General features: G+C 47.9%; 21 protein-coding genes. 11 read left to right on the top strand and 10 right to left on the bottom strand.

Annotation, left to right across the window (positions count from 1 at the left end; all coding sequences use genetic code 11):
* Nucleotides 1-9 precede the first annotated feature (9 nt).
* The 4 genes from KNO68_RS08825 to KNO68_RS08810 form a co-directional block, all read right to left on the bottom strand.
* Nucleotides 10-1353 carry a GntT/GntP/DsdX family permease gene (locus KNO68_RS08825; RefSeq protein ID WP_078147600.1) on the bottom strand — a complete coding sequence of 448 codons (1344 nt, stop codon included), beginning with the start codon at nt 1351-1353 and terminating at the stop codon, nt 10-12.
* Between the two features lie 89 nt (nt 1354-1442).
* Nucleotides 1443-2324, bottom strand: coding sequence for a phosphogluconate dehydrogenase (NAD(+)-dependent, decarboxylating) (gene gnd / locus KNO68_RS08820; RefSeq protein ID WP_215112354.1), 882 nt, complete (start codon nt 2322-2324; stop codon nt 1443-1445).
* Between the two features lie 250 nt (nt 2325-2574).
* Nucleotides 2575-3780 (bottom strand): MFS transporter, encoded by a 1206-nt coding sequence (locus tag KNO68_RS08815; protein WP_214685972.1) that lies wholly within the window; start codon nt 3778-3780, stop codon nt 2575-2577.
* Nucleotides 3781-4151: 371 nt separating this feature from the next.
* Nucleotides 4152-6659, bottom strand: coding sequence for an EAL domain-containing protein (locus KNO68_RS08810; RefSeq protein WP_312048625.1), 2508 nt, complete (start codon nt 6657-6659; stop codon nt 4152-4154).
* Between the two features lie 109 nt (nt 6660-6768).
* On the opposite strand from KNO68_RS08810, the gene KNO68_RS08805 reads away from it, so the two are divergent.
* The 4 genes from KNO68_RS08805 (at nt 6769) to KNO68_RS08790 (ending at nt 10426) form a co-directional block, all read left to right on the top strand.
* Nucleotides 6769-7617, top strand: coding sequence for a MurR/RpiR family transcriptional regulator (locus KNO68_RS08805; RefSeq protein ID WP_215112353.1), 849 nt, complete (start codon nt 6769-6771; stop codon nt 7615-7617).
* Nucleotides 7618-7700: 83 nt separating this feature from the next.
* Nucleotides 7701-8087, top strand: coding sequence for a hypothetical protein (locus tag KNO68_RS08800; RefSeq protein WP_214685968.1), 387 nt, complete (start codon nt 7701-7703; stop codon nt 8085-8087).
* A gap of 78 nt (nt 8088-8165) precedes the next feature.
* Nucleotides 8166-9722 carry an FMN-binding glutamate synthase family protein gene (locus KNO68_RS08795; protein WP_215112401.1) on the top strand — a complete coding sequence of 519 codons (1557 nt, stop codon included), beginning with the start codon at nt 8166-8168 and terminating at the stop codon, nt 9720-9722.
* A gap of 89 nt (nt 9723-9811) precedes the next feature.
* Nucleotides 9812-10426 (top strand): flavodoxin family protein, encoded by a 615-nt coding sequence (locus tag KNO68_RS08790; protein WP_078147581.1) that lies wholly within the window; start codon nt 9812-9814, stop codon nt 10424-10426.
* Nucleotides 10427-10465: 39 nt separating this feature from the next.
* Here the strand turns inward: KNO68_RS08790 and gnd (KNO68_RS08785) are convergent, their stop codons facing one another.
* Nucleotides 10466-11350 carry a phosphogluconate dehydrogenase (NAD(+)-dependent, decarboxylating) gene (gene gnd, locus KNO68_RS08785; RefSeq protein WP_214814400.1) on the bottom strand — a complete coding sequence of 295 codons (885 nt, stop codon included), beginning with the start codon at nt 11348-11350 and terminating at the stop codon, nt 10466-10468.
* Nucleotides 11351-11476: 126 nt separating this feature from the next.
* Between gnd (KNO68_RS08785) and KNO68_RS08780 the strand changes: the two genes are divergently transcribed.
* The 5 genes from KNO68_RS08780 (at nt 11477) to KNO68_RS08760 (ending at nt 16404) form a co-directional block, all read left to right on the top strand.
* Nucleotides 11477-12322: a YihY/virulence factor BrkB family protein gene (locus tag KNO68_RS08780; protein ID WP_214810972.1), complete on the top strand. Its 846-nt coding sequence runs from the start codon at nt 11477-11479 to the stop codon at nt 12320-12322.
* Nucleotides 12323-12423: 101 nt separating this feature from the next.
* Nucleotides 12424-13347 carry an LCP family glycopolymer transferase gene (locus KNO68_RS08775; protein ID WP_214810974.1) on the top strand — a complete coding sequence of 308 codons (924 nt, stop codon included), beginning with the start codon at nt 12424-12426 and terminating at the stop codon, nt 13345-13347.
* Nucleotides 13348-13435: 88 nt separating this feature from the next.
* Nucleotides 13436-14641, top strand: coding sequence for an alpha-amylase family glycosyl hydrolase (locus KNO68_RS08770; protein WP_214810976.1), 1206 nt, complete (start codon nt 13436-13438; stop codon nt 14639-14641).
* Nucleotides 14642-14647: 6 nt separating this feature from the next.
* The gene (locus tag KNO68_RS08765) at nt 14648-15415 is read left to right on the top strand and encodes a tyrosine-protein phosphatase (protein WP_214687478.1); all 768 of its coding nucleotides are present in this window, start codon (nt 14648-14650) and stop codon (nt 15413-15415) included.
* Nucleotides 15416-15438: 23 nt separating this feature from the next.
* Nucleotides 15439-16404, top strand: coding sequence for an aldose epimerase family protein (locus KNO68_RS08760; protein ID WP_215112352.1), 966 nt, complete (start codon nt 15439-15441; stop codon nt 16402-16404).
* A gap of 82 nt (nt 16405-16486) precedes the next feature.
* On the opposite strand, the gene KNO68_RS08755 is transcribed toward KNO68_RS08760, so the two are convergent.
* Genes KNO68_RS08755 through KNO68_RS08735 form a run of 5 tightly spaced genes read right to left on the bottom strand, consistent with a single transcriptional unit; the run spans nt 16487 to nt 23385 of the window.
* The gene (locus KNO68_RS08755) at nt 16487-18535 is read right to left on the bottom strand and encodes a cellulose biosynthesis cyclic di-GMP-binding regulatory protein BcsB (protein WP_215112351.1); all 2049 of its coding nucleotides are present in this window, start codon (nt 18533-18535) and stop codon (nt 16487-16489) included.
* A 13-nt stretch (nt 18536-18548) separates the two neighbouring features.
* Nucleotides 18549-19796 (bottom strand): glycosyltransferase family 2 protein, encoded by a 1248-nt coding sequence (locus KNO68_RS08750; RefSeq protein WP_078147573.1) that lies wholly within the window; start codon nt 19794-19796, stop codon nt 18549-18551.
* A 2-nt stretch (nt 19797-19798) separates the two neighbouring features.
* Complete coding sequence (locus KNO68_RS08745; protein WP_214687475.1) at nt 19799-21490, bottom strand: DUF2334 domain-containing protein; 1692 nt, start codon at nt 21488-21490, stop codon at nt 19799-19801.
* Entirely contained in the window at nt 21480-22337 is an 858-nt protein-coding gene (locus tag KNO68_RS08740) for a GGDEF domain-containing protein (RefSeq protein WP_078147571.1), read from the bottom strand. The genes KNO68_RS08745 and KNO68_RS08740 overlap by 11 nt, the downstream gene beginning before the upstream one ends.
* On the bottom strand, nt 22318-23385 hold the full coding sequence (locus KNO68_RS08735) for a hypothetical protein (protein ID WP_214687473.1): 1068 nt from the start codon (nt 23383-23385) through the stop codon (nt 22318-22320). The genes KNO68_RS08740 and KNO68_RS08735 overlap by 20 nt, the downstream gene beginning before the upstream one ends.
* A gap of 500 nt (nt 23386-23885) precedes the next feature.
* Between KNO68_RS08735 and KNO68_RS08730 the strand changes: the two genes are divergently transcribed.
* A complete protein-coding gene (locus KNO68_RS08730; protein WP_214690489.1) occupies nt 23886-24644 on the top strand; it encodes a YveK family protein in 759 nt (252 codons plus the stop codon).
* Nucleotides 24610-25308, top strand: a complete 699-nt coding sequence (locus tag KNO68_RS08725) for a CpsD/CapB family tyrosine-protein kinase (RefSeq protein WP_078147568.1) — start codon at nt 24610-24612, stop codon at nt 25306-25308. Before KNO68_RS08730 ends, KNO68_RS08725 begins: the two co-directional genes overlap by 35 nt.
* Nucleotide 25309 lies beyond the last annotated feature (1 nt).

The following is a 25309-nucleotide window of genomic DNA, read 5'->3' as shown; positions in this document are numbered from 1 at the left end:
CTTCCTAACTTAGATGATGAATAGGCTAATCAAGAACACGACGGCGAAGCCGGTGAGTCCGATAATCGTTTCCATGATCGTCCATGACTTGAGCGTGTCTTTCACGTCGAGACCGAAGTACCGGTTGACGAGCCAGAAGCCCGAGTCGTTGACGTGCGAGAGGACGGTCGCCCCTGAAGCGATGGCGATGACGATCAAACCGAGTGCCGCGCCCGTGATGTTTTGGATTTCAAGTAATGGCGTGATGAGTCCTGCTGCCGTAACCATCGAGACCGTTGCCGACCCTTGGGCGACACGGACGACCGTCGCGATCAAGAAGGCGAGGACGATTGCCGGAAGTGGTGAACCGGCCATCATTTCACCGAGGACGTCACCGACACCTGAGTCGATGAGGACTTGTTTAAATACACCACCGGCCCCTGTGACAAGGATGATGATTCCGGCTGGTTCGAGTGCTTTCGTTGCAATCTCTTGTACTTCGTCACGTGAATAGCCACGACGTGTCCCGAGGAAAACGAATGTGAGAAGCGTCGCAATCGTCAAGGCGACGAATGGATGTCCGAGGAACGTCAAGAAATCACGGACGGCGTTGCCTTCGTTCAAGAGAACCGCCGAGAGCGTGTTCGCCAAGATCAACACGAGCGGGATCAAGATGAGCGACAAGATCATTTTGAAGCTTGGTAGTTCTTTCGATGTATCGATTTCTTTGAATTCCATGTAATCCGGAATCGTCACATGAATTTTCTTAGCAATATACTTCCCAAAAACCGGACCGGCTAAAATCATGGCCGGAATCCCAGCGAGGACACCGAACAAGATGACCCAACCGAGGTCGGCACCGATCAAGTTCGCAACAGCGATCGGACCAGGTGTCGGTGGGATGAAGCTGTGTGTGACCGCGAGACCCGCAAGGAGTGGTATACCGTAGTAAAGAAGCGAGCGTCCCGTCTTTTTGGCGAGACCGTATACGATTGGAACGAGAATGATAAAACCGACATCGAAGAAGACCGGGACGGCGACGATGAATCCGGTAATCCCGAGCGCCCATTGTGCCTTGTCTTCACCGAACTTGCTGACGAGTGTTTGGGCAAGACGTTCCGCGCCACCCGATACTTCAAGCATCTTCCCGAACATCGCGCCAAGACCGACGACGACGGCGACGAAGCCGAGCGTTCCGCCCATCCCGTTTTGGATGGAGGCAATGACATCACCGAGTGGCATGCCGGCTGCGACCCCGACAATTAAACTGACAAGTAACAACGAAACGAATGCGTGAAGCTTTGTGCGAATGACTAAAAATAAGAGTAAGAAGATTCCGGCTAAGGCAATCAAAATAAGTGTTGAGCCAGACATTGAGTATTCCCCCTAAATTCCAAATATGTAACCGTTTACAGTTCCTAGCAAAGGAAAAGGCCATATCCCCGTGACCTTTTCCACAGATATTACTTCTTGACGACCGCGTGGCCACCGAACTCGTTGCGGAGCGCGGCGACGACTTTTCCTGAGAACGTGTCGTCTTCGAGTGAACGATAGCGCATCATGAGCGACAGGGCGATGACCGGTGCCGCGGCTTGAAGGTCGAGCGCCGTCTCAATCGTCCATTTACCTTCACCGGATGAATGCATGACCCCGCGAATCTCATCGAGCTTCGCATCTTTCTTGAAGGCATTCTCTGTGAGTTCCATGAGCCAAGAACGTACGACCGACCCGTGATTCCAGACGCGTGCGACTTGTTCATAGTCGTAATCGAACGGGCTCTTCTCCAAAATGTCGAACCCTTCCGCAATCGCCTGCATCATCCCATACTCGATCCCGTTATGGATCATCTTTAAGAAGTGACCGCTTCCGGCAGGACCCGTGTACAGGTAGCCGTTCTCGACAGACAAGTCTTTGAAGATTGGTTCGATTGTCGGCCACGCGTCTGCGTCACCCCCGACCATCGTACAGGCCCCGTTCCGCGCCCCGTCCGTGCCTCCGCTCGTTCCGCAATCGAAGAACTTGATCTCTTTCTCAGCAAAGTGTTCGGCGCGTGCGACCGATAATTTGTAGTTCGAGTTTCCTCCGTCAATCACGATGTCGCCCGGTTCGAGTCGCTCATACAATTCGGCGAGCACGGATTCTGTGACGTCTCCGGCCGGGACCATCGCCCAGATGACACGTGGCGTCGACAGTTGATTGACGACATCCTCGAGTGTCGGCACGATGGTGAACGCGTCCGATGTGACGTCCCCGACGTCCGTCCCGACGACCGTGTGTCCGTGGTCGCTCAAGTTGAGTGCCAAGTTGTAACCCATCTTACCTAAACCAATCAAACCAATTTCCATATTGTCACCCCTGAAAAAGAATTTTTTTCCGTCTCTAGATTTATCATATCAAAATAAATTCGATTTACAAGTCTAATGACGGAATTTTTTTCGAGTAATGCAAAAAGAGCGTCCCGGCTTAATTCGTAGGCGGGACGACGGACAGACACTCTTATATAGATACAAGAACGAACGATCAATCTTTGAGAGTGAATAAAATTCCCGAAATGCGATACAAGCATTGATTAGTAACAAAGTGATTGCGGTAACCTTAAGACGAAACTTTCATTTGGTTCAGCCTGTCAAATAGCTTCGCATACAGCCCCATACCGATGAGTGCCGACAGCAAGATGAGTGTGAACACAGCGAGCGGGGAGAGAAATCCTGATGCAAATACCGTCACCGGTGCGAGGAACTTGCCGATTGTGTTTTGGAGCGTATCGGTCGCGAGGTATTGTCCACGTGACTCGATTGGTGCATAGTGACTAACGAAACTCTGACTGACGGGAGAACGAATCAGCTCCCCGAACGTGAACATGGTCGTGACGATGAGCAAGTACCAGATATTTGATGAGAAGGCGACGAGAAACGTCCCGAAACCTCCTAGGAAAGTCGACAATAGTAAAACACGCCGTTCGTCCCACGCCCGAAACACACGTGTGACAGGAATGATGAAGACGACGAACAAGAGGCCGTTATATGCAACGAGCCAGCCGAATAAGACTGTATTCGAGACGTTGAACGTGGCCGGAGTTTGTTCAATCAAATAGACAGGTAAATACACGTCTAGTTGCATGATTGGGATTAAGGCGAATACGCCAGCAATCAGATAGAGGCGGAAAAGCGGGTCAATCAAAATCGTCGCATACGACCGCCCTTGGGTGAAAAATGTCGTTGCGACCGTCTTCTCGGTCGAGACCGGTCGTGTCTCACTGGTTAGAACCGCGAGCAAACCCCCGTAACCAAAAAGAACAAGGGCGCAGCCGAGGAGGAGCGCCTGACGATACTCGAAAAAGAGGACCGCACCAAGAAGCGGACCGAGAACAGCACCGATATTGTTCGAAGCCATAAACGTCGCGAATACATTCCGTAAATGTTCAGTCGGAACGAGGTCGGCGACCATCGCCGAGCTGGCCGGTTTGTAGATGGCACCCATAAAACCGATGCTGATGTAGGTGATGTAATCGACATAGGCGTTCGTTGATAAAGCGAAAACGAGGAATAGGAAACCTTGTGAGAACGTCCCGGCGAGCATGACGGGGCGGCGACCAATCTCATCTGCAAGCGAACCGCCAATCAAGCTGCCGACTAGCAGGAACAACGGTGGCACGGCCATGAGTAGTCCGGCTAGCTCGACACCGAGCGTCCGGGCGAAATAGACGGTGATGAATGGAAAGTACATCCAAAACAAGAGGTTGAATAAGCCTTCGCCGAATAAGCGAACTTTCAGATTGAGGTCCCAACGGTATAATTCCATAGATATGCTCCTTTCAAGAGTCTCTCTTTAATGTAAGAGGTCGTGGAGAGAAAGAATAGACTTATGTTGCGGGATTTGCTAGACTAAAAATAGAAAAAGCGAATATATAGGCGCTTGTTTGCGTTGTACTATAAAACGAACGTATGTTTGTAAAATGACCTCCGATATAATCATCGGAGGTCATTTTTATTGTGTCGTCTTCATCGATTTAAAGCTATGGGCGAAAGATCACTCAAATAGTTCGTCATTTTCAGGCAACAATTTTCCAATCATTGAGAGGTGTCGGGTAACCTTTGCGCATTGCTCGGTGTGACTCAGCGATCGTCAAAATCCTAATAAAAAATCGACCCCCGTCACGGAGGTCGAACGAATTAACTTGATGATGCTTTCTTATATTGTTGGAAGAAGACTTCGATTTCTTCCGCCGGCAAAGGACGATTGTAGAAATATCCTTGTGCCTGGTTACATGATTCGGCTTTCAGAAAAGCGACTTGATTCTCGGTCTCGACCCCTTCCGCAATGACGTTCAAATCGAGCTCGTGCGCCATGCGGATGATCGTTTTAACGAGGGCAGCGTCTTTCTCGTCACTTTCGATGTTCTTCGTGAAGTGCTGGTCGATCTTCAGCGTATCAATCGGGAACAGCTTCAAGTAACTGAGTGATGAATAACCGGTCCCGAAGTCGTCGATGGAGAGGTGGACGCCGAGGGCGACGAGCTCATGCATCGTCTCGATGGCGCGGTCTGCACTTTGGATGACGCTCTCGGTCAACTCGAGTTCTAAATACTGCGCGTCGAGACCTGATGAGTCGAGTGCGCGGCTGACGACTTCCGGCAAGTCTTTTTGAGCGAACTGAATGGCCGAGATGTTGACGGCGACCCGAAACGGGGGAATGCCCGCATCTTGCCACGCCTTGTTTTGGCGACACGCCTCATTCAAGACGAACTCGCCGAGGCGATGGATGCTTCCCGTCTCTTCGGCAATCGGAATGAACTCGCCAGGCGAAATCATCCCGAGGTCTGGATGATTCCAGCGGACGAGTGCTTCCATACCAATGACCATTTCTGTCTCTAGCTGGATCTGCGGTTGATAGTGGACGGTGAACTCGCCACGTCCAATCCCTTTCCGGAGTGCCATCGACAAGTTCGAACGACGGGAAACGGACTCGTTCAGTTCGTTCGTGAAGAACTGATAGCCGTTCTTGCCGTCGGCCTTCGCCCGGTACATAGCGATGTCAGCGTTTTTGATTAAATCCTCTGCCGTATCCCCGTCGGATGGATGGAGACTGATCCCAATCGAGGCACCGGTGAACACTTCCTCGTTCTCGAGTTCGAACGGAGGATGGAGGATGTTGATGAGCTCCTGCGCACGATGGGCCGCGAGGTTACTTTTCGTATGTGGGGACAAGATGATAAACTCATCTCCGCCGAGACGGGCGAGCGTGTCCGACTTTTGAATCGTCGATTGGATGCGGGTCGTCACTTGTTTCAAGAATTGGTCGCCGATCGAGTGGCCGAACCGGTCGTTGATGACCTTGAAGTTGTCCAAGTCGATATAGTATAAGGCGAACGATTCTTGCTGGGACTGACCGAGTAGCGCGTCGAGTCGGTCGCTGAATAGACGACGGTTCGGGAGACCGGTGAGCGGGTCCAAATAGACGAGGTCGTTGATTTGAGCCTCGATTCGTTTCCGTTCACTGATGTCACGGATAATGCTACTGAAGAAGATGCCCTTGTCCGTCTTCCACGTTCCGAGTGACATCTCGATTGGCACTTCGACACCGTCTTTTCGTAATCCGATGAGCTCGACCGTTTGACCGATGACGCGTTTTTCACCTGTCGCTTCATAACGCTTCATCCCGCGCTCGTGCGCATCTCGGAATCGTTCCGGAATGATGGCGACAATCGATTGCCCGATCATCTCGTCATACGTATATCCGAACAAGTCGGTCGCCCCTTGGTTCCACTGAAGGATGGTGCGATTGTGATCGGCGACAATGATGGCATCCGAGGCAGATTCGATGATGGATTCGAATTTTAATTCTAGTTCTTCCGACTGTGCCTCGAGTTGTGATGCCGTCCGGAGCGAGATGTACATCAAGATGAATAGTGTCATGACGCTCGCCGCAATGACATAGGCGAGTAGGGTGCTGTCGACGGCATAGTCGCTGACCGGTTTGGCCGCACCTTCCATCGGGGTGAAACGGGCTGCGCCCATCCCGACATAATGCATACTAGAAACGGCAACCCCAATCAAGACCGAACTGACCAGACGGCGCCAATGGAACCGCGAGACGTTCGGGATATAGAAGAGGATGTACAATCCGACGAGTGACGCGACGAAGGCAACGATGGCAGATGCAATCCACATGATGGGGTCGTATGTGAGGATGGCGTTCATTTGCATCGCTTCCATCCCGATGTAATGCATGGAGACGATGCCGACGCTAATCAAGAAGGCACCGAAGACGAGCTGAATGGGTCGCGTCTCCGGATGGCTGATCATCCAAAAGGCAAGTCCGGAAGCGACGACGGCCGGCACGATGGATAATAGTACGATGCCGAGATGGTACGTCACATCATCGTGCAAGTGAAACGCCAGCATACCGATGAAGTGCATGGCCCAAATGCCGAGACCGAGGCTGAAGGCACCAGCGACGACCCACCTGAGTCGCGAGGCGTGCTTCGCATATTTCAAACGACTGCTAATATCGAGAGCGACACCGGCAGCGAAGATGGCGACAGCGATGGAAAGAATGACGAGTGTGAAGTTATATGAGCTACTCAGGTGATGTTCGATGAGAAACAGTCCTTTCAATTTCAAATGGTACAAAGAATGAATGAAAAAGTGCTTTATTAGAGTAGCACACTCGGGAATCACGCTTCTTGCCTACTTTTGTAAGGTGGGTCAATCATTTGCATGAATCACACATTGCGGAATTTTTTTCGAAACGGTATCGTTAGATGAAGAAGAGAAAGGGTGATGCTTGATGGAAACGATGAACGGGACGGCCCGCATCCGTGGTGCCTATTCGACACTGAGCAAGAAAGAACAACGTATTGCCGACTATATTTTGAAGCAACCAGAAAAAATCATTCATCATACGATCAATCAGGTGGCAGATGACCTCGATGTGGCAGAGTCGACTGTGTTTCGTTTTTGTCAGCGTGTCGGATTCAAAGGCTATCAGGCGCTAAAAATCGCACTCGCCTCAGATGTCGTCGCACCGCTTCAAGATATTCATGAAGATATTATCGAGACGGATACGGCACTCGAAATCGCAGAGAAAATTTTTTCGACGAACGGGAAGACGATTGAGTCAACGCGTCAGATTTTAGAGGATGCCTCTCTTGAGAAAACCATTGAGCTGTTTCTTGGGGCGCGCCGTATCGAATTTTTCGGAAGCGGCGGGTCGGCCGTCATCGCGTTAGATGCCTATCATAAGTTTGTCCGGAGCGGGCTTCAAGTGAGCGCGATTCTCGAGTCGCATATGCAGCTCATGTCGGCCTCACAATTGACGACCGCAGACGTCGCCGTCGTCATCTCGCATTCCGGTGCCTCGAAAGAGACACTCGATATCGCCAAACTCTTAAAAGAGAAGGGCGTGCCGATGATTGCCATCACCAACTATGCGAAGTCCCCTCTCTCGAAACTGGCGGATGTGTCGCTCTATACCGTATCTCAAGAGACGGCATTTCGCTCGGAGGCGCTCGCTTCCCGGATTGCTGAATTGAGTCTGATTGATGCGTTGTTCACAGCCGTCATGATGCGCCGAGGCGAGGCAGCCCGGGCGTCGCTTCAACAGATGCGTGAGGCGATTTCGCTGCGCCGAATCTGAGCGAAAGAGGGTTAGTTTCTACAAAAAGGTGGAAATTATAAACCTTGAGAGCAAAGCATGGCTTAGAGAGAGAAGGTGGACCGATGAACCATATTGATTTTTTATCTTCCGACCATTACAACGAGTTCAAACGGTTGGCACAACGGCTCACGGATCCGGGGAGTACCGGTCGAGAATATTTCGCCGCGCTGTATGTGATTGCGGGAAATGAACATATACGTGAATGCCTACTTCCTTATATGGATCTTGAATCAGGTAAGATTCGCACTTCGACGATTATCGATGACAATACGTTTGATAAACGAGAGTTTGTGCTCGCCAAGCTCGTCATCCATCTGTATAACTCAAAAGAATGGGTCCTTCCGACCGAGTTGATTGCCTTGCCGGAAGAAGACTATAAGTTGGCGATGCAAGCAATCACGCTATGCCGCAATGAACAATTTGACGGGGTCACGATCCCGAACGACTGATGACACCCTGTTTTGTTGGAAACAGGGTGTTTTTCGTCGAGCCATAGAGGAGGGAATTCCGTGTCACTCACCACATCGATGTTAACCATTTTACTGATGCTCATGTTGCTCATCATGATCACGCCACCGCTCTTGATTTTTTATCTGTGGCGGCGTGACCGGAACCAACGCGAACACTCCGTCCTCCGGAACTTCCCGATTCTCGGAAAGTTGCGCTATATATTTGAGAAGATGGGACCCGAACTTCGGCAATACTTGTTCCTGAATGACAATGAGGCGAAGCCGTTCTCACGGAATGATTATGAGTCGGCCGTCATCGCAGGGAAGTATAAGTCGCGCATCATCGGATTCGGCTCGGAGCGAGATTTTGACGCGGGTGGGTTCTATCTTCAAAATGCATTGTACCCGACAAATCGGAACGAGTTACGAATCGACAATTCAACGAAAGTGTCGACATGGGTGTATGAACTCGATGAAGACAATCTGTTCACCCGAAAAGAACATCTCGTCGAACGAGACATCTCCCCGTACTTATTAACAGAAGAAGATACCGTCATCATAGGCGAACAGACGTGCCGGGAACCGTTCTACGTTCGGGGGCTTGTCGGTCAGTCTGCCATGAGTTTCGGGTCGCTCGGAGACAGGGCCATCACAGCGCTTTCGATTGGGCTCGGTCGTGCGGGTGGCACGTGGATGAATACTGGGGAGGGTGGACTATCCGACTATCATTTAAAAGGGGACGTCGATCTCATCTGTCAAATTGGACCGGCGCTCTTCGGTGTCCGGGATGAAGACGGTAGGTTTTCAGTCGAGGCATTCAAACAAAAGAGTGACCTTCCGCAAGTGAAAGCGTTCGAACTGAAACTTGCCCAAGGCGCGAAGACACGTGGTGGACATATCGACGGATCGAAAGTGACCGAGGAGATTGCCCGAATCCGTCGTGTACGAGTCGGGGAAACCATTGACAGCCCGAACCGCTTCTCTGAATTTCACACCCATGTGGAATTGTTGGCATTTGTTGAGAGGTTACGTGAAATCGGTGGGAAGCCCGTCGGCATCAAACTTGTAGTTGGGAAGTTGCAAGACATCGACTCGCTCGTCCGAGAGATGGCGAGATCTCAAATTGTACCTGACTTCATCACCATCGACGGGAGTGAAGGGGGTACGGGTGCGACGTATCAAGAGCTTGCGGATACAGTCGGTTTACCGCTGAAGGCGGCGCTCCCTTACGTGCATCACCTTCTCATCGAGCACGGTTTGAGAGACCGAGTCAAACTGTTCGCCTCTGGGAAACTCATCACGGCGGATAAAGTCGCCATCGCACTCGCGCTCGGCGCAGACCTCGTCAATATCGCTCGCGGACTTATGTTCAATGTCGGGTGCATTCAGGCACAGGTTTGCCACACGAACCGCTGCCCGGTCGGTGTCGCAACGACCGATGCGAAACTGCAGCGTGCTCTCGTTGTCGACGAAAAGAGCTATCGGGTGACGAACTATATCATCTCGCTTCGGGAAGGACTATACAATATGGCGGCTGCGGCAGGCGTTCGCTCGCCGACGGAACTGTCACAAGAGCATGTGGTCTATCAGGAACCGGACGGCCAGATAAAATCGATTATAGACAGATATGATTAATACGATTTTATAGATTTTGTGATATAGATTTGAAACATTTGACGAACGGGAACACCTAATGGAACATCATTTTACTTAGGAGGGATCGAATGAAAGCCTTGTTTTTGAACTGTACGTTAAAAGGTGGCGACATGACGTCGCATACGGAAGGGTTGATTCGTGATATCATCCCGCACTTCGATGCGCTCGATGTTGAATCTGAGATCGTTCGAATCGTCGATTACAACGTCACGTTCGGTGTGACGGAAGATGAAGGGGATGGGGACGAGTGGCCACAGATTTTTGAAAAAGTGAAGGCCGCGAACATTGTCGTGATCGGGACACCACTCTGGCTCGGGGAGAAGAGTAGCGTCGCCACCCAAGTGATTGAACGTCTATACGGCGGTAGCGGGCTGACGAATAAATCGGGACAGGCGATCTACTACAACAAGGTCGGAGGAGTCGTCGTCACGGGGAATGAGGACGGGGCGAAACACGCCTGTGCTTCGATTCTATATGGATTGTCCCACATCGGTTTCACCGTGCCGCCGAACGTCGATACTTATTGGGTCGGGGAAGCGGGACCGGGTGACTCGTACCTCGATGCTGGACGAGAAAATGAATTCACGAAGTCTCATGGCAAGACGATGGCATATAACCTCGTTCATTTTGCGAGAATGCTTAAAAACCATCCCATTCCGGCAGAAGGGAATACGATGGAATGAATCAAGGTCTCGACCGATGTTGGTCGAGACCTTGATGATTTACTCTTTCTTCTCCACCGCATGCCCACCAAACTCATTTCGTAATGCGGCAACGACTTTACCTGAGAACGTATCGTCTTGAAGCGAACGTTGACGCATCATAAGGGAGAGCGCGATGACGGGCGTCGGGACGTCGTACTCGAGTGCCGTCTCGACCGTCCACTTGCCTTCACCGGACGCATGCATGACCCCACGGATGTCGTCGAGCTTCGCATCTTTCGAGAAGGCACTCTCCGTCAGTTCCATGAGCCACGAGCGAATGACCGAGCCGTGATTCCACACACGTGCGACATCTTCATAGTCATAGTCGAACGGACTCTTCTCAAGCACTTCGAACCCTTCTGCGATCGCCTGCATCATCCCATACTCAATCCCATTATGCACCATCTTCAAAAAGTGACCACTTCCACTTGGTCCCGCATACAGATAACCGTGGTCGGTCGAGACGTCTTGGAAGAGCTGTTCGATTTTTCCGAACGCTTCCAAGTCGCCTCCAATCATCGTACACGCTCCGTGACGGGCACCTTCCATCCCACCACTCGTCCCGACATCGAAGAAATAGATTAGTTTTTCTTTAAAGTGCTCGGAACGTCGCATTGACTCCTTGTAGTTCGAGTTTCCTCCATCGATGACGATGTCACCTGGGGAGAGAAGATGGTGCAAGTCGTTCAAGACGTGCTCGGTCACGTCACCCGCCGGCACCATCACCCAGACGACGCGAGGGGCCAGAAGCGTGGAAACGACCTCCTGCAAAGAGTCTTTCGTCTCAAATTGACTCGTCGATACGTTTCCCGGGTCATACCCGACGACACGATGCCCATTGTCTGTCAAATTCAGAGCCAAATTGAGGCCCATTTTACCAAGTCCGATCATACCGATTTCCATTCGTTCCACCCCATTTGTAAGATTTAGTCCTCTATAGGGCATACCCGAAATAACGATTGCTCAAAAGGACAGGTTGCCCGAGATGTAGAATGATATAAGAGAAGAAGTGATGAGAGGAGGGTGGCGATGTTTGAAAGTATGTTTCGACTGGCCGTGGACGTCAGGCATCGATTCAAAGACCATCATATTAACGATTATAGTGCCACACTGGCGTTTTTTTGGTTTTTAGCCATCTTTCCGACGTTTGTCGTCCTCTTCGCCGTGATGGCATGGTTTCAAATCGATGACGCGCTTCTCATCGAGCAGATTGAAACGCTCATTCCCGGTTCAAGTGTGCGTGAGCTGTTATCTATCGTCTATGATGTGAGCGGAAACTTGAACGGCGGACTGTTATCGGTCAGTGCCATCATCGCGTTTTGGTCCGCTTCGAACGGGACGGCACGACTCGTCAAGCTGACGGTGTTCGCATATGGGGAGACGGAAGCGCGTGGCTATATCTTCCGACGGTTGATCGGGTTGCTCGTGATTTTAGCAGGGAGTATCGGAGCGGTCATCTTGATCGTGTTTCATCTATTCGGTCAAGAGTTTGTCGAACTGATTTATGCCCTCTATCCACAAGTTGAGGAATTCGACCGCTTGTCGACGGTGACGCGTTATACGGTCTCGACCATCATTTTGATCATCGCGTTCTCGCTCTTTTATAAAATCGCGCCACAGCAGCGAGTGCGCTTCATCGAAACACTTCCCGGAGCCGTGTTTGCGGTCATCTCGTGGCAATTGCTGTCGACCGGATACAGCGTCTATGTCGAACGTTTCTCGATTCTCGGGGATACGTATGGCACGATCGGTGCGGTCATCCTGCTACAGATTTGGCTCTATCTGACGGCGGCGACGATGCTGATCGGGGCAGAAATCAATGCAGCCTGGCCCTACCATATGACCCGTCAACCGATCCGGACCCATTTCCCATAACAAAAAAAGGGATATCGTGATTATTCTTTGTGAACATGCTTTAAAACAACCCGTGGCATGGGAATAAACTAGTACTATTTCACGGAAGAAGGTGTGGCCACATGGCGAAACATCGTAAACCATCAAAGTGGAAAATCGTACTAGGGGTTGTAGCAGGCGTCATGGCCTTGGTGCTCATCACAGGTGGCGCGTTCGTCTGGTCAATGGTAAAAGAAGTCGATGACACCGTCGCACAAGTGAATGACAACTTGAACATCAGCAAAGAGCGTAAACAGGTCGAGACCATTGAACGCAAAGAGTCGGTTTCCATTCTCTTGCTTGGAATCGACCGACGCGGGACCGAACAGGGACGAAGTGACTCGATCATCGTGCTGACACTCAATCCGGAACTGGATGAAGGCGCGATGCTCTCGATTCCTCGGGATACATTGACCGAAATCGTTGGGAAAGGGACGCGCGATAAGATCAATCATGCCTATGCGTTCGGTGGAGCCGAAATGGCTATGAATACGGTCGAGAATTTCCTCGACATCCCAATCGATTATGTCATCGAGACGGATATGGAGGCATTCAGCGACGTGGTGGATGCACTCGGAGGCATCACGGTCATGAATAAATTCGCGTTCTCGACAGAAGATTACACGTTTCCCGTCGGTGAAGTGACGCTAGACGGAGAAGCGGCACTCGATTATACGCGGATGCGCTATAACGATCCAAACGGTGACTTCGGTCGTCAAGAACGTCAGCGGGATGTCGTCGCCGCCATCATCGAAAAAGGACGGACGGACTTCTCGCTCGACAAGGTCACCGCGTTACTCGAGGTGGTCGGCGATCAGGCGAAGACGAATATCGAACTAAATGAATTCGTCTCATTGTCGACAGACTATATGAACGCGTTCCGCAATGCGAGTGTGTTGCGGCTCGAGGGTGCGGGCGGATTAGAGGGGGACGGCATCTACTATTGGAATCCGGAATCATCTTCCTTGAATGGCGTTCGGGAAGAGTTGAAACGATTGATGGAGTAAGCTGTCTGACCCGAGTCGGACAGTTTTTTTGTGTTTCAAAGGGAACGGAAAGTGGGAGAAATAAAGAGATGCCAAGGAGGGATGAGCCATGAAATGGGAAACGATTGAAGAGGTGCTCCACGAACTCGGGGAGACCTCGCAAGAAAAGTGGGGGCGGTTGTTTGAGAAGTGGTCGGATCATCATTGGCACGACCATGAACGCCCTTCTGAAAAAACAAACGTCTTGTTGGTGGATGCCGGTTTTATCCTGACGGACGGACGAGCGAATCTCGAGGCGCTCCATCAATGGTTAGCCGATCATGTCCAAACGACGGTGAGTGATCTCTATCTCGTCTCCCTGTTTCCGTATCAAACGAAACAACAGGACACGGCGATCGACTCGCGGGTGCAACTGTTCGAAGACTTGGGACGTTTCAAAGACGCGTTCGATTTGATTTACGAGATGACGCCTGAAGCATGGAATGAGGCGCAATTCGACCTTGTCACCGTAACGGATGAACTGATCGAACGTCTAGCGTACGGAGCGACGAAAATCCGCGTCCATGTCGAGTCGTTTCGTGGAATGGAGCCGGAACGAGTCAAACACATCCTCAAGCTATGGCGGACGGTCATGCATACGTATAAGCCGAATGCGCAGCTGATTATCGCCAATGAGCGTGTGGATTCTGCCCTCATCTATGAGGCGGAGGCGGACGTCGTCTGCCATTTCGACTTATCCAGCCATGTGATTTTAGCGTTTGCGCAGGCGGATGTGACACGTTTGAGTGATTGGGCGAGTCAGGTGCATCCGCTGAGAGCCGATCAAACCTATTTCAATTTCCTCTCTTCGGCGGAACGTGATCCGTTTGAGAAAAATCTGATGGACACTAACCCAGATGTGATTCTCGCAGCCCACAGTGTATTGTTGTCGCTTCAAGGGATTCCGTTGATTGATTACCGAACTTTATTTGGGGTGTCGCAACCGGTTGAACAGGAAGATCTCGTCCGAGCATTGAAGCGCGATCCAGATCGACTTCGTGTTTATGAAGGGATATTGAGCCAATTGAATGTGAAACGACTCCAACCTGCCTTGTCACCGTATACCGACCAAGAGATCGTACGTCTCGACCGCCGCTTATTCGCCGTCAAGCGGAAGCACCAAGAAGAGACCCTCCTGTTATTGACGAACATGAGTGAGGAGACGGTGCAGACGGATTGCGAAGGAACGAGTCTCTTTACAGAAGAATGGATGAGCCATGTGACGCTTCGCCCATATGAATACGTTTGGCTAAAACAAACACACACTGGAGAGTGAATCCTCATGATTGATATACATTGTCATTTGTTGCCTGAGGTAGACGACGGACCACGCACGATGGAAGCGTCCCTGCAACTCGCAAGGCGTGCAGTCGAAGAAGGGGTGACGTCGATTGTCGTGACCCCACACGCGTATCATCCGTACTTCGAGACGGAGCATCATGACATCACAAAAGAAGTCGCGCATCTACAACAACAACTCGATGAGGAACAGATTCCCTTGACCTTGTATGTCGGACAAGAGATTCGAATCTTTGGGGAGTTGATTGATGCGCTCGAGTCTGGGGAGGCACATTCGCTCGCCGGGTCCCGCTATGTCCTGGTGGAACTGCCGAGTCAAAGTCTGCCTGCTTATACGGAATCCTTATTCTTTCAACTGCAGGCGGCTGGATACGTTCCGGTCATTGCGCATCCAGAGCGGAATCGAGAGTTTGCACTCCATCCCGAAAAATTGTACCATCTCGTATCAGCGGGTGCGCTGTCGCAAGTGACGACAAGCAGTTTGACAGGGCAGTTTGGAAGACAGGTCCGGGAACTCGCGCTCACGTTCATCAGTAACGGGTTGAGTCACATCGTCGCCTCCGATGCCCATAACGTGGAACATCGTGATTTCAATTGGTTAGCAGCAAGACAGGAAGTCATCAACGAACTAGGAGAAGAGATGTGGCAACAGCAGCTCCACTTTACGGAGGCGATATTAGCCGATGAACCGATTGCAGTGAATCCGCCTCATTTGCCAGAAAAAAACTGGCGAGGGCGCTGGAAGTGGTAAAGACGGGGTAGAAAGGTGATGGCATGAAACAAGCGACGATTCAAAACGCCAACGGCATGATCCTATCCGCCATTGACTATGGTTGCGCGATGACGGAACTGACGGCCCCGGACCGGAACGGCAAGCTCGACTCGGTCATATTAAAATATGGGGACGTCTCTCAATACTTAGAAAACCCGGTCTATCTCGGATCGGTCGTCGGACGGATCGCCGGACGAATTCGCAACGCGGAGATTGATGGCGTCGCCTTGACCCCAAGCGAGGCGCCCCATCATATCCACGGAGGCGACAAAGGCATCACGGCCCGTCACTGGGAGATGGACGCCGACGGACAGTGCATCCAGTTCACATATCTCAGTCCGAATGGGGAAGAAGGATACCCGGGGAACGTCTTCTTCAAAGTGTTGTATGAACTGACAGATGACAATGAACTCATCGTCACGATGACGGCGGAGACGGACCAACGGACGTGGGTCAACCTGAACCATCACAACTATTTCAATCTTGGCGGACGCCCGACCATCCACGACCATGAACTGACGCTACCAGCCGATTCGGTCGGGGTGCTCGACGCGGATTCGCTGCCGACAGGGGCGTTGCGTGATGTGAGCGGGACACCGTTTGACTTCCGAGACGGAAAAGCGGTCCGAGAGGCGCTCGTGTCAGGAGACGAGGCGATTGAACGGGCGAGCGGTCTTGACCATCCGTTTATCTTGAAGGATGGACCGATTCGATTGCACGACCCGATTAGCGGACGGACGATGACGGTCGAGACGAATCAACCGGTCATGGTCGTCTACACAGGGAATTTCTTGAGTGAAGAGACACCGGTGACGCTCGACGGTCGACAGAAACATAGCGCAATTTGTCTCGAAGCCCAGGCGTTCCCAGATGCCCCGAACTATCCAGACATCGCAACCTCAATCGAACTGAAACCGGGTGAGTTGTATCACTCGCGGACGGTGTATCGGTTTGGGGTGGAGCAATAAGAAAGGTCATCTCTTTGTTCTAAACGAAGGAGATGACCTTTCTTATACTTTGCATATCTATTAAGCGGTACGTAATAAAGGATTAAGGTGTTTTTTTATTGCGTCTCATATAGAAGAGAATGGCAATAATGAAGACGATTAACACAATGAAACCAACAAAATACCATGTAGAGTCTATTGAAGTAGAAGACTCGTCATTAGATGTTGCTTGGTTATTCGAAAGTTCATTCGCGATACTTGAACTATTTGTAAAAATAGCGCCATTTTGATTCTTCACTGCCACGCTAAATGTTTCATTTGGAAAAGCCAACGTTTCAATAAGTGTTGAATCAATCGAATTTTGAGTTGACACAACAATCATTGCTTTTTCATCGTTCCAAGGAGAGGGTTGTATCCAGGCATATTCCGAAGAAGTTTCTGGGACGAACCCGTACTGAGACAAATCAATTTGATTGTCTGTTGTAACAATCCAATCTTTCTTTTGTTCGTTGAAGAGAGGACTTTGCTCTGGATTTCCAATAAAGAATACAGAACGGTTTGTTACCATTTCTTCAGTAACTTGGCTAGAACGAACAAACTCGACTTGTCCTGTTAAGGGAGTGACGGGTAATCCATTCATCACACTGGCCATATTTTGAAGTGATTGTTCGCTCATATCGTCAGGAATCACGAATAAGACACCTGAATCCGTTGCAAAAAGACTAGCCATGTTTGAGAATACTTCATTATTCGCTTGCCCATTGTTCGTTGGTAACGTTACTTGGCTCTCACTAGAAATAAAAATCCAGCGATCTAAATCACTCGCATTGCACGGAGCTTCTGAGCGGAGTCCATTTGCTTCAAAAGATACATCTAAAAATGAAGATTTTTGGAGCGTGGAAGCATCGACTTGAATAGTATGTTGCTGCCATTCACTATGATCTTCTTCCGTGTCTGTCAAAGGAATAGAGTGGGGTACCCCGTTTATCAAAGCAATCAATTCAGGAGGAAGTCCCCCTTCTTGTTCAGGCACTAGATTCTCAGACGCTTTAAAACGTAAATCTAGTTTTACTTGAGATTGTTTATCGATGACAGGCAACGGATAAAAGTAGTTCGGACTAACCGCTTGGCTACCGCTCAACATCAAGTCTGATGCACCGAGAGCACGTAAATCAACAATGTTGTCATTTTTTTGCATTACGGGTGCACTCGTTAGAGTCAATCGTTCGCCATTCAATTGTTGTCGCTGTGGGACGAGTAGCAAATGGTCTAGTGTCCCTTCAAACGCATCTGCGTTCTCAGCGAGAACGAACATGGCTTCGGTAGATGTTCCGTTATTCACGAGACGGACTTGCTCTAGCAAAATTTCATCGCCTGTTGGGAGTTCGTTCAATTCTTGAATGAAGTTTTTTACAGGACCTGTGAAAGAATCAGTCTGTCCTACGAAAACATACCGGCCATCCAATGATTTTAATTGTTGTTCATATTGAAGCGATACATTATCTGAATCGGCCGCATCTCCTTTTAACTGTCTGTATAGAAGAAGTCCTGCCTCTATTGATGCTGCGCTCGGCGAACTTGGAAGCACAACGGTCAATTTTTGACTTGTTGTTTGTGTAAACGGATTCGGGTAATCCTTCAATGAGAGTTCTGCTTTGTTTCCGGCAGCGACAAAACTCGAAGGGCGGACAGTTAACCAGCTTCCGGATGTATTTCCTGTGTCACACATTCTCCCTTCGATAATTCCCGTGAATCTTACCGTGACCTCATGTGTACCCTTCGTTAAATGTTTGTTTTGGAGCGGCACTTTCACGTTTCCCTGAGATGATTTTTTTGTCAAAGCGACTGATTTGATGGGCTCACCATCAATATCGATTGTAAGTGCTGAAGGCGGAATCAATAACTCCGAATGTAACCAGTCAAGCGACAGATACTTAGACGAATTAGCTTGCTCATCTCCGACCATCGTATACGTATACGTACGGGCGGACGTTTCTCCAGGTAGGACGTCATCTTCCGTCGTTAATATACGCTCTCCTTCACCATTTTCAGAATCAATGGATAACGACGAACGAAGTTCAGTGGCAGCTTGAACCGAAGTTGTAGATAAAATCAGGAATGAACTTAGTAAGTAGGGCAAGTAAGGTTTCATAATATCCTCCTCTTCAGTCGAATCGGTCTGTTTTGTACCATTTGACTTCTTGATTAAATAAGACGCGTTTTATTTCGAGATAAAGCGAGTAGATGACAAGCACAATCCACAATTGGCTGTACGTGAAGTACATCAGAATAACGGTAAAAAAGTTCTGCACATTAAATTCGGAGCGTTCGATACTGAGTGTGACGAACACTTCGGTCACAAATAGTAAAAATGCGAGAATCCATAAGATGAGTGTGATATTTCCAACTTCTAGACCGATATCCACAAACAAATTAATCACAAATAAACTATTCGACAGAATCACGCCGAAGAAGAATAAAAAATAAGTGAAAAAAAAGTAAATGATATCGAACACGATTTTCTTTCGTTTCAGTGAAAATAATTGACGCATGAATTTGAGAACAACGTATTGATTTCCGCGTGCCCAACGCGTCCGTTGTTTCCACCAAACTTTTAACGTTTGAGGTTCTTGTTCCCATGTGATTGCGGCAGGAAAGAATCGGATATGCCAACCAAGTTCATAGACCCGAATCGTGAGTTCGGTATCTTCTGCTAGCGCTGCTTCATCCCAACCGCCAAGCTCTTCAATAATGGAACGACGGATGGCAAAGTTGGTTCCAGGAATTGTGGCAATGTTAAACCACTTCCATCTCCCTGCTTGTGCCATCCATTGAAAACAGATGGTTTCGATATTGATCAAACGCGTAAGCAACGTTTCATATGCATTTGTGACACGAAATTTTCCTACGACCGCTCCTGCTTTTGGGTCATTCAAAAGACCCATAACCAGATAATAGACACTGTCTTTTTCAGGTGTGTTATCCGCATCATATACAACCAGTACATCTCCCGTTGATTGGGTCAGACCATAGTTCAAAGCAGACGATTTTCCTTTTCCTGCATATGCAGGTGTCGTTTGTACGACATGGATAAATGAAAACTTCTCTTCAAACTGTTTGGCAATTTCTCCGGTCTGATCTGAGGAGTTGTCATTAATTAAAATAACTTCGAGTTTGTCATGGGGATAGTCAATTCGAGACATTGCTCGAAGTGTTGCTGCTATGACAACTGCTTCATTGTGAGCTGGAATTAGAACAGACACTTTTGGTAAGTCTTTCATATGTTTCGTCCATTCTGGGATTGGATCACGAAACGTCATGAAGTGCCAGAACCCGCCTTGCATCAAAAACATGTGGTATAGAAGCATCGTCCAAATCATGACGAGTGAGAACAGAAAGAGTAGATTTGCCATGATTAACCACGCTCCTTAAATAGTCGTTTTTTACGTTGCGTGCGAAGATAGAGGGTATAGGTCAAAAACATCAGAACGGCAGTGAATGTGATGATCACCAGAGCCCATAGTGATTTTTCAAGAAACGAGTTTGGCATGTTCAACTCTAACTGACTCCATAGAGGAGAACGATTGTCTTGAAGTGATATCGTTCCATTTGAGGCTTGAATTGACACATCCTCTGTACGAACCCACTCATCTTGATCACGTAAATCTAACCACTGGAAGCCAGGTGTAGATTCCATCATATCTACAAGATCTGCCAAATGTTCCATGCCGATATATGGGTGATAGAATCCTCCAATCATTGATTCTCGAACGATCAGTAATTCATCGCGAGCCCGACGCATTTCTTCAACTGGCCGTGGTAAGTCGGTTCTGACATACCCGATAGTTTCAGGGTACAACGTCATCCCATGTAATAAAGAAGGTTTTGATACGTAAGGGGTTGTCCCCATAACTTCCCATTCCGTATTGCTCCATTGAATTTGACCGAATACGTTTGAAAAATAAGTTGCCGTTAGCTGATATCCTGAATGCGACATCGTATAATGCGGTGCTTCAAAGGCTAGCGGATGAAGCCCTAAAGAAACTAGCTCGTGAACAGATTTCGTTAATTTTGATTGAATGTAGGATGCCTCTCCTTCTAAAACATCACGTAAATAGGTGTTGTAGTCCTTTGTATTACTGAAAGTTTCTTCTGGTTTTAAAATAATTGACTGCTCATCTGAAGGGGTGAGAACGGGTTGATTGTTCTCAACATCCCAGAATTCAAAACCTTCACCAGTTTCAGAGGAACGATATTGGTGAGTGTATCCATGGGCGATGACCGAGGCTCCACGCTTTTCAAGGTTCTTTATCACATTCAGTAATTTGGGACGATCATTGAAGTGAATGGCTTGCCCACTATCTGGATCTACATATACCGGAATGACTGCTAATAGAACTGGGATGTTACGATCAAGTAAGTAGTTCCCGGTTTTTTCGAGTAATTTTGGATCCGTGCTTGGGTTAACATCTTCTAGACGTATATACCCGAGGTGTTCTGGTTTTGCTTCTTCTTTAAAAAAGTCGTACAAACTATCGGCGAAGAGTAAAGAAGAACGATTTAATAAGTTATAAATACCAGAATAAAAATGCTCGTTGAGTTGGATGATTGTCGGGTACTCTTTGTCTTTTTGTGCAATACGTGCATGTACATTCTTCATTTGATGATTTACAGAGAAAACCGTATCCGCTAACGCGAATGTCAAACTTGTATTAGTCCGTTCTTGATAAAACTTTGAAACACCTTGTATGCGAGTGACGTCAATTTTTTCGAATGCTCTGAGTTGATTTGCATTAAACCCAATTCCATAAAGGGCAGCATTCGACTCATTGATTAGTTTACGAGTAGACGCTGGAATCGTTGCAGCATTTAAACCAAAGTAGAAAAGATGACTCGTTTTTTTAAAAGAAGTTTCTGTCACTTCTGTATCTCGAAGAATGTGAATGTCTTCAGAAAAACGAGAGACCAGTGCATCAAGTTTATAAATTTCAGGAGGTACATCGTTTGAGGTTGAACTATAAACAATCGTGACGTTTGGACTGTTTGCGAGTGCAACATGCGGAAAACCAATCAACGCGAACAGGAGGATGAGCACTTTATAGCGCATAACTTTTCAACTCATTTCTCATTAAACCGAGAACATCATCCGGGGATTGAATGCTTGCCTCTTTTGTAACAGTGTAGTGAGCAATATGATTTGTGAAAGAGACCGTTTTACCGTTCTTGATCACATAATCTCCAATCATATGTTTAAATCGATTTAATATAACCTGCATGTTTTCTTCAGAAGCATAGGGCAAAATTAGTGCGAATTCTTCGGTAGACAGTCTGAATTTTTTATCTGTTGTTCGAGTTGATTGATGTAAACGTTCGCTAAAGAACTTTAAGAAACGAGTGGACTCATCGGCTCCATATAGTTTTCTGAATTCAGTGAAGTGGTCAATTTGGTATAGGAGGACGGTAAACGATTCATCGTGACGGTTCGTTCGATCAATTTCTAACTGAAGTTCAAGTTCGAATCGATCTTTATTATCCAGTCCTGTCTCATCATCGATGGCGACAAGACGTCTTATTTTTTCTTGTAATACAAGATTGTTTTGAACCAATTGCTTGACTCGTTCATAAATACTGCCACTTAAAATAACAAGACCAATTAACCAAAGACCGAAATAGAAGAGCGTTGCCTCTGAAAAAAGGAAAGATTGGTCTTCAGGTCTAAAAAACATATTCCAAAAATATAGACTTCCAAACACGAATAGGATGAACAATGCAGAAAATAAACCAGCACGGATACCTGCAAATAAACTTATAAAAACGGCCGATGCGAGTAGCAGAATTCCTTCAGTCTGTACATTTCCTAGATCAGGAGTGTAAGTAAATAATATAGCGACAGCAATCAATAACATACCGACTTGTAAACTGATGAGACTTGTTTTACGGAATGACGTATCCATCTAAAAGTCCTCCTTCTGCTAATAAAGGTAATAAATTATCAAATGAATGGGTTTCTTTATTCGATACGTCAATGTATCCACCGTAGTATTCGGATGACGAATCGGAAATCATGAACGTCTTTAAATGTTTCATGATTGTTTCAGCAAACTCCTTCTCGTCACGTTCAAGTAAATAAAAAATAGCTAATGCGTATACGGCCTGCGATTCATAATTGACAGCAGGTTCTTTGGAATCAAGATCGTATCGCCCGTAAACAAGACCTTGATTGAACTGTTCTTTAAAAAAATCATAAAAAACGTCAGTTTCCAGATTGAATTGTTCATATCGAATGGCAACATAAAGTTGGTCAATCATATTGATTTCATCATCGAAGTGATATTTTTGGTCAGATATCGAGTATGACTTGGCGAAAAAAGGTCCTTGTAAAGGTGCCTCTTCAAGGAGTTGTTTGCTATTAAGATACAAATTATTCGAAGAAGGCATATAGCGTAAAGCTGCTTCATCCAAATAACTAAGTGTCAACACATCCCCCGTTTCATTCGTTGTTAAATCCACATAATCAACGGGGAGACCATCTTTCACGCCTTTAGTCGTAAGGGCTGTCGAGATCTTTTCAGCTAACTTTGTGTAAGTAGGTTCATTAAACACTTCTGCTGCTTTCGATAATGCGTGAATGATGCGCGCGTCATCAATCCAAGCGTTGACCGGACTTGCTGTGATGTCATCCCCTGTTTGTTCAAGGCGCCAACTGACTAAATTGGATTCATCTAAAAAATAGTGTTTAAAAATATCGATTTGATTGGCGAATTCGTCTTCTCGCTTTTGGTCTACTAAAAAGAGTAGATAAAGACCGATGGATTCAGATAAAAATTCATGTTGTCGATCCGAAATATTTGTCCGAATGAGCCCTTCTTTGGTCAATAAATGTTTTCGAACGAATGATTCGGTTGCGAATGTACTTTCATATGACTTCAGAGGTGGAGTTTCATTGGAACATCCACTTAATGTTAAAAATAATGCTGCTGAAAGCAAAACAAGTTGTCGCATAAGTAGCCCCTTTGAAATTAGCATATATACTATTAATGTAAATTACCCATTTTATTGATGGATATATACACTTAAATGAATGAGATAATTTAATATATGTCTTTTTTAGGTATTTGAATATTATTTTCATAAAAATATTAATGGTCGATGATTATATTAGATATCGGCAGGTCTTCCATCAGTTTTAAGTAAGAAAACAAAGAATGAGTACTCATTGGAATTTCGTCCCTTTGACATAGTATTTCATACAAAGAAGATAATTACATCACGTATGTCGTATCAGCGATGAATTTAAAAAGTGAGGGGCTAACCCTCACTTTTTTGTTTTATCTTCAAGACTGCAACGTAAAAGAAGAAAGCGGAACGGCATCATGACATGATGTTGCGAAAAAATGATAAATCCTTCTTTTCAATTATCAAGATGAAGGGGGTAAGAAGGTACTACAGTTAACCTGCGCCTGATTTCGGTCATTTAATCTGTCTGTAGGGAGGAAACCAACATGAAGGAACAAACGACGATCGTGGGCGATCTCGTGGAAGTTCTAAAGAAAAGTAAGAAATGGATGTTCGTGAGTATGGTTCTCGTCGGACTCTTAGCTTACTATTTGAGCACTTCATTCATCCAGCCGAAATATGAGGCGTCCACACAAGTGCTACTCGTTACACAACAAGAAGACAACCGCGTAGACAGTTCGGAAGTGTTATCCTCGCTCTCACTCGTCAATACGTATCGCGTCATCATGAAGAGCCCGGCTGTTCTTGAAAAAGTCAAAGAACAGGTGCCGAGCGCACCAGACCCGCTCTCAGATGCGCTCACCGTAGAAAGTGAAGAGGAATCGCAAGTCATCAATGTGTTCGTCACCGCGAACGATCCGGTCGTGGCAGCGGAAACGGCCAATGTGATCAGTGAAGTGTTCGTTTCTGAAATCCCGGATTTGATGAACATCGACAACGTTCGAATTTTATCTCCAGCCGAAATTCCGGAAGCTCCTGTCTCACCGAACGTGCTGCTCAACACGGCAATCGGTCTATTCGCCGGATTCTTGTTAGGTGGATTCATCGGTCTGTTACGCCACGTCTTTGATAAACGCATCCGGAACGAGCAAGAAGCGGAACGGTTGCTGGACTTGCCGGTCATCGGGTCGATTCCGACAATCGAACGTCGGGATTTGAAAACGAAAAATGTGAAGGAAGCGACACCCCAAGTGAAAGGAGACGTTTCGCATGTTCGGTCGAAAAAAGAACGCCAATCGTCTTGATTATAAAAAACGGGATCTCGTCACGTTGGCGAATCCGAAGTCACCGATCTCTGAACAATATCGGACGATTCGAACCAATCTGGAGTTCACGTCCGTCGGTCATAAATTACAGATGATCACCATCACCTCCGCCTCGTCTGGGGAAGGGAAGTCGACCACGGCGGCGAACCTAGGGGTCGTCTATGCGCAACTCGGAAAAAATGTCGTCATCCTCGATTGTGATATGCGCAAACCGACGGCACACCAAACGTTCCAGTTGTCAGCCCATGCGGGACTATCTACCGTATTGGCCGGTCGGGTCACCCTCGAACATGCGCTTCAAAAAACGGATATCCCGCGCCTGACTTTGCTTGCGGCCGGTCCAATCCCACCGAATCCGACCGAGTTGATCGCCTCGTCACGCATGACGGACCTCCTCAGTGATTTGCGTGAGCAGTTTGACATCGTGATCGTCGATACGCCTCCGATGATGCACGTCGCCGATGCTCGACTGTTGGCCAACGTATCCGACGGGACGATTCTCGTGATCGGCTGCGAGAACTCAGATCGTCAGCTCGTCCTGAAGGCGAAAGAACAACTTGAACGGACCGGGTCACAACTTCTCGGACTCGTGCTCAACAAGCGTTCTTCTCGTAATACGAACACCTACTACGCATACGAGTGAG

This window comes from Exiguobacterium sp. s75, assembly GCF_018617145.1.
Taxonomy (GTDB): Bacteria; Bacillota; Bacilli; order Exiguobacteriales; family Exiguobacteriaceae; genus Exiguobacterium; species Exiguobacterium profundum.
Note: the sequence above shows the minus strand (reverse complement) of the source record. Positions and strands in the feature narration are given on the sequence as shown.

Excerpts from the sequence above, each read along its gene's own strand:
- KNO68_RS08740 (WP_078147571.1), bottom strand. The coding sequence starts at position 22,337 with ATGGATACGTCATTCCGTAAAACAAGTCTCATCAGTTTACAAGTCGGT.
- KNO68_RS08825 (WP_078147600.1), bottom strand. The coding sequence starts at position 1,353 with ATGTCTGGCTCAACACTTATTTTGATTGCCTTAGCCGGAATCTTCTTA.
- KNO68_RS08790 (WP_078147581.1), top strand. The coding sequence starts at position 9,812 with ATGAAAGCCTTGTTTTTGAACTGTACGTTAAAAGGTGGCGACATGACG.
- KNO68_RS08760 (WP_215112352.1), top strand. The coding sequence starts at position 15,439 with ATGAAACAAGCGACGATTCAAAACGCCAACGGCATGATCCTATCCGCC.
- KNO68_RS08750 (WP_078147573.1), bottom strand. The coding sequence starts at position 19,796 with ATGGCAAATCTACTCTTTCTGTTCTCACTCGTCATGATTTGGACGATG.
- KNO68_RS08725 (WP_078147568.1), top strand. The coding sequence starts at position 24,610 with ATGTTCGGTCGAAAAAAGAACGCCAATCGTCTTGATTATAAAAAACGG.
- KNO68_RS08730 (WP_214690489.1), top strand. The coding sequence starts at position 23,886 with ATGAAGGAACAAACGACGATCGTGGGCGATCTCGTGGAAGTTCTAAAG.
- KNO68_RS08800 (WP_214685968.1), top strand. The coding sequence starts at position 7,701 with ATGAACCATATTGATTTTTTATCTTCCGACCATTACAACGAGTTCAAA.
- KNO68_RS08765 (WP_214687478.1), top strand. The coding sequence starts at position 14,648 with ATGATTGATATACATTGTCATTTGTTGCCTGAGGTAGACGACGGACCA.
- KNO68_RS08770 (WP_214810976.1), top strand. The coding sequence starts at position 13,436 with ATGAAATGGGAAACGATTGAAGAGGTGCTCCACGAACTCGGGGAGACC.
- KNO68_RS08805 (WP_215112353.1), top strand. The coding sequence starts at position 6,769 with ATGGAAACGATGAACGGGACGGCCCGCATCCGTGGTGCCTATTCGACA.
- KNO68_RS08755 (WP_215112351.1), bottom strand. The coding sequence starts at position 18,535 with ATGAAACCTTACTTGCCCTACTTACTAAGTTCATTCCTGATTTTATCT.
- KNO68_RS08735 (WP_214687473.1), bottom strand. The coding sequence starts at position 23,385 with ATGCGACAACTTGTTTTGCTTTCAGCAGCATTATTTTTAACATTAAGT.
- KNO68_RS08775 (WP_214810974.1), top strand. The coding sequence starts at position 12,424 with ATGGCGAAACATCGTAAACCATCAAAGTGGAAAATCGTACTAGGGGTT.
- KNO68_RS08780 (WP_214810972.1), top strand. The coding sequence starts at position 11,477 with ATGTTTGAAAGTATGTTTCGACTGGCCGTGGACGTCAGGCATCGATTC.
- KNO68_RS08795 (WP_215112401.1), top strand. The coding sequence starts at position 8,166 with ATGTTAACCATTTTACTGATGCTCATGTTGCTCATCATGATCACGCCA.
- gnd (WP_214814400.1), bottom strand. The coding sequence starts at position 11,350 with ATGGAAATCGGTATGATCGGACTTGGTAAAATGGGCCTCAATTTGGCT.
- KNO68_RS08815 (WP_214685972.1), bottom strand. The coding sequence starts at position 3,780 with ATGGAATTATACCGTTGGGACCTCAATCTGAAAGTTCGCTTATTCGGC.
- KNO68_RS08745 (WP_214687475.1), bottom strand. The coding sequence starts at position 21,490 with ATGCGCTATAAAGTGCTCATCCTCCTGTTCGCGTTGATTGGTTTTCCG.
- gnd (WP_215112354.1), bottom strand. The coding sequence starts at position 2,324 with ATGGAAATTGGTTTGATTGGTTTAGGTAAGATGGGTTACAACTTGGCA.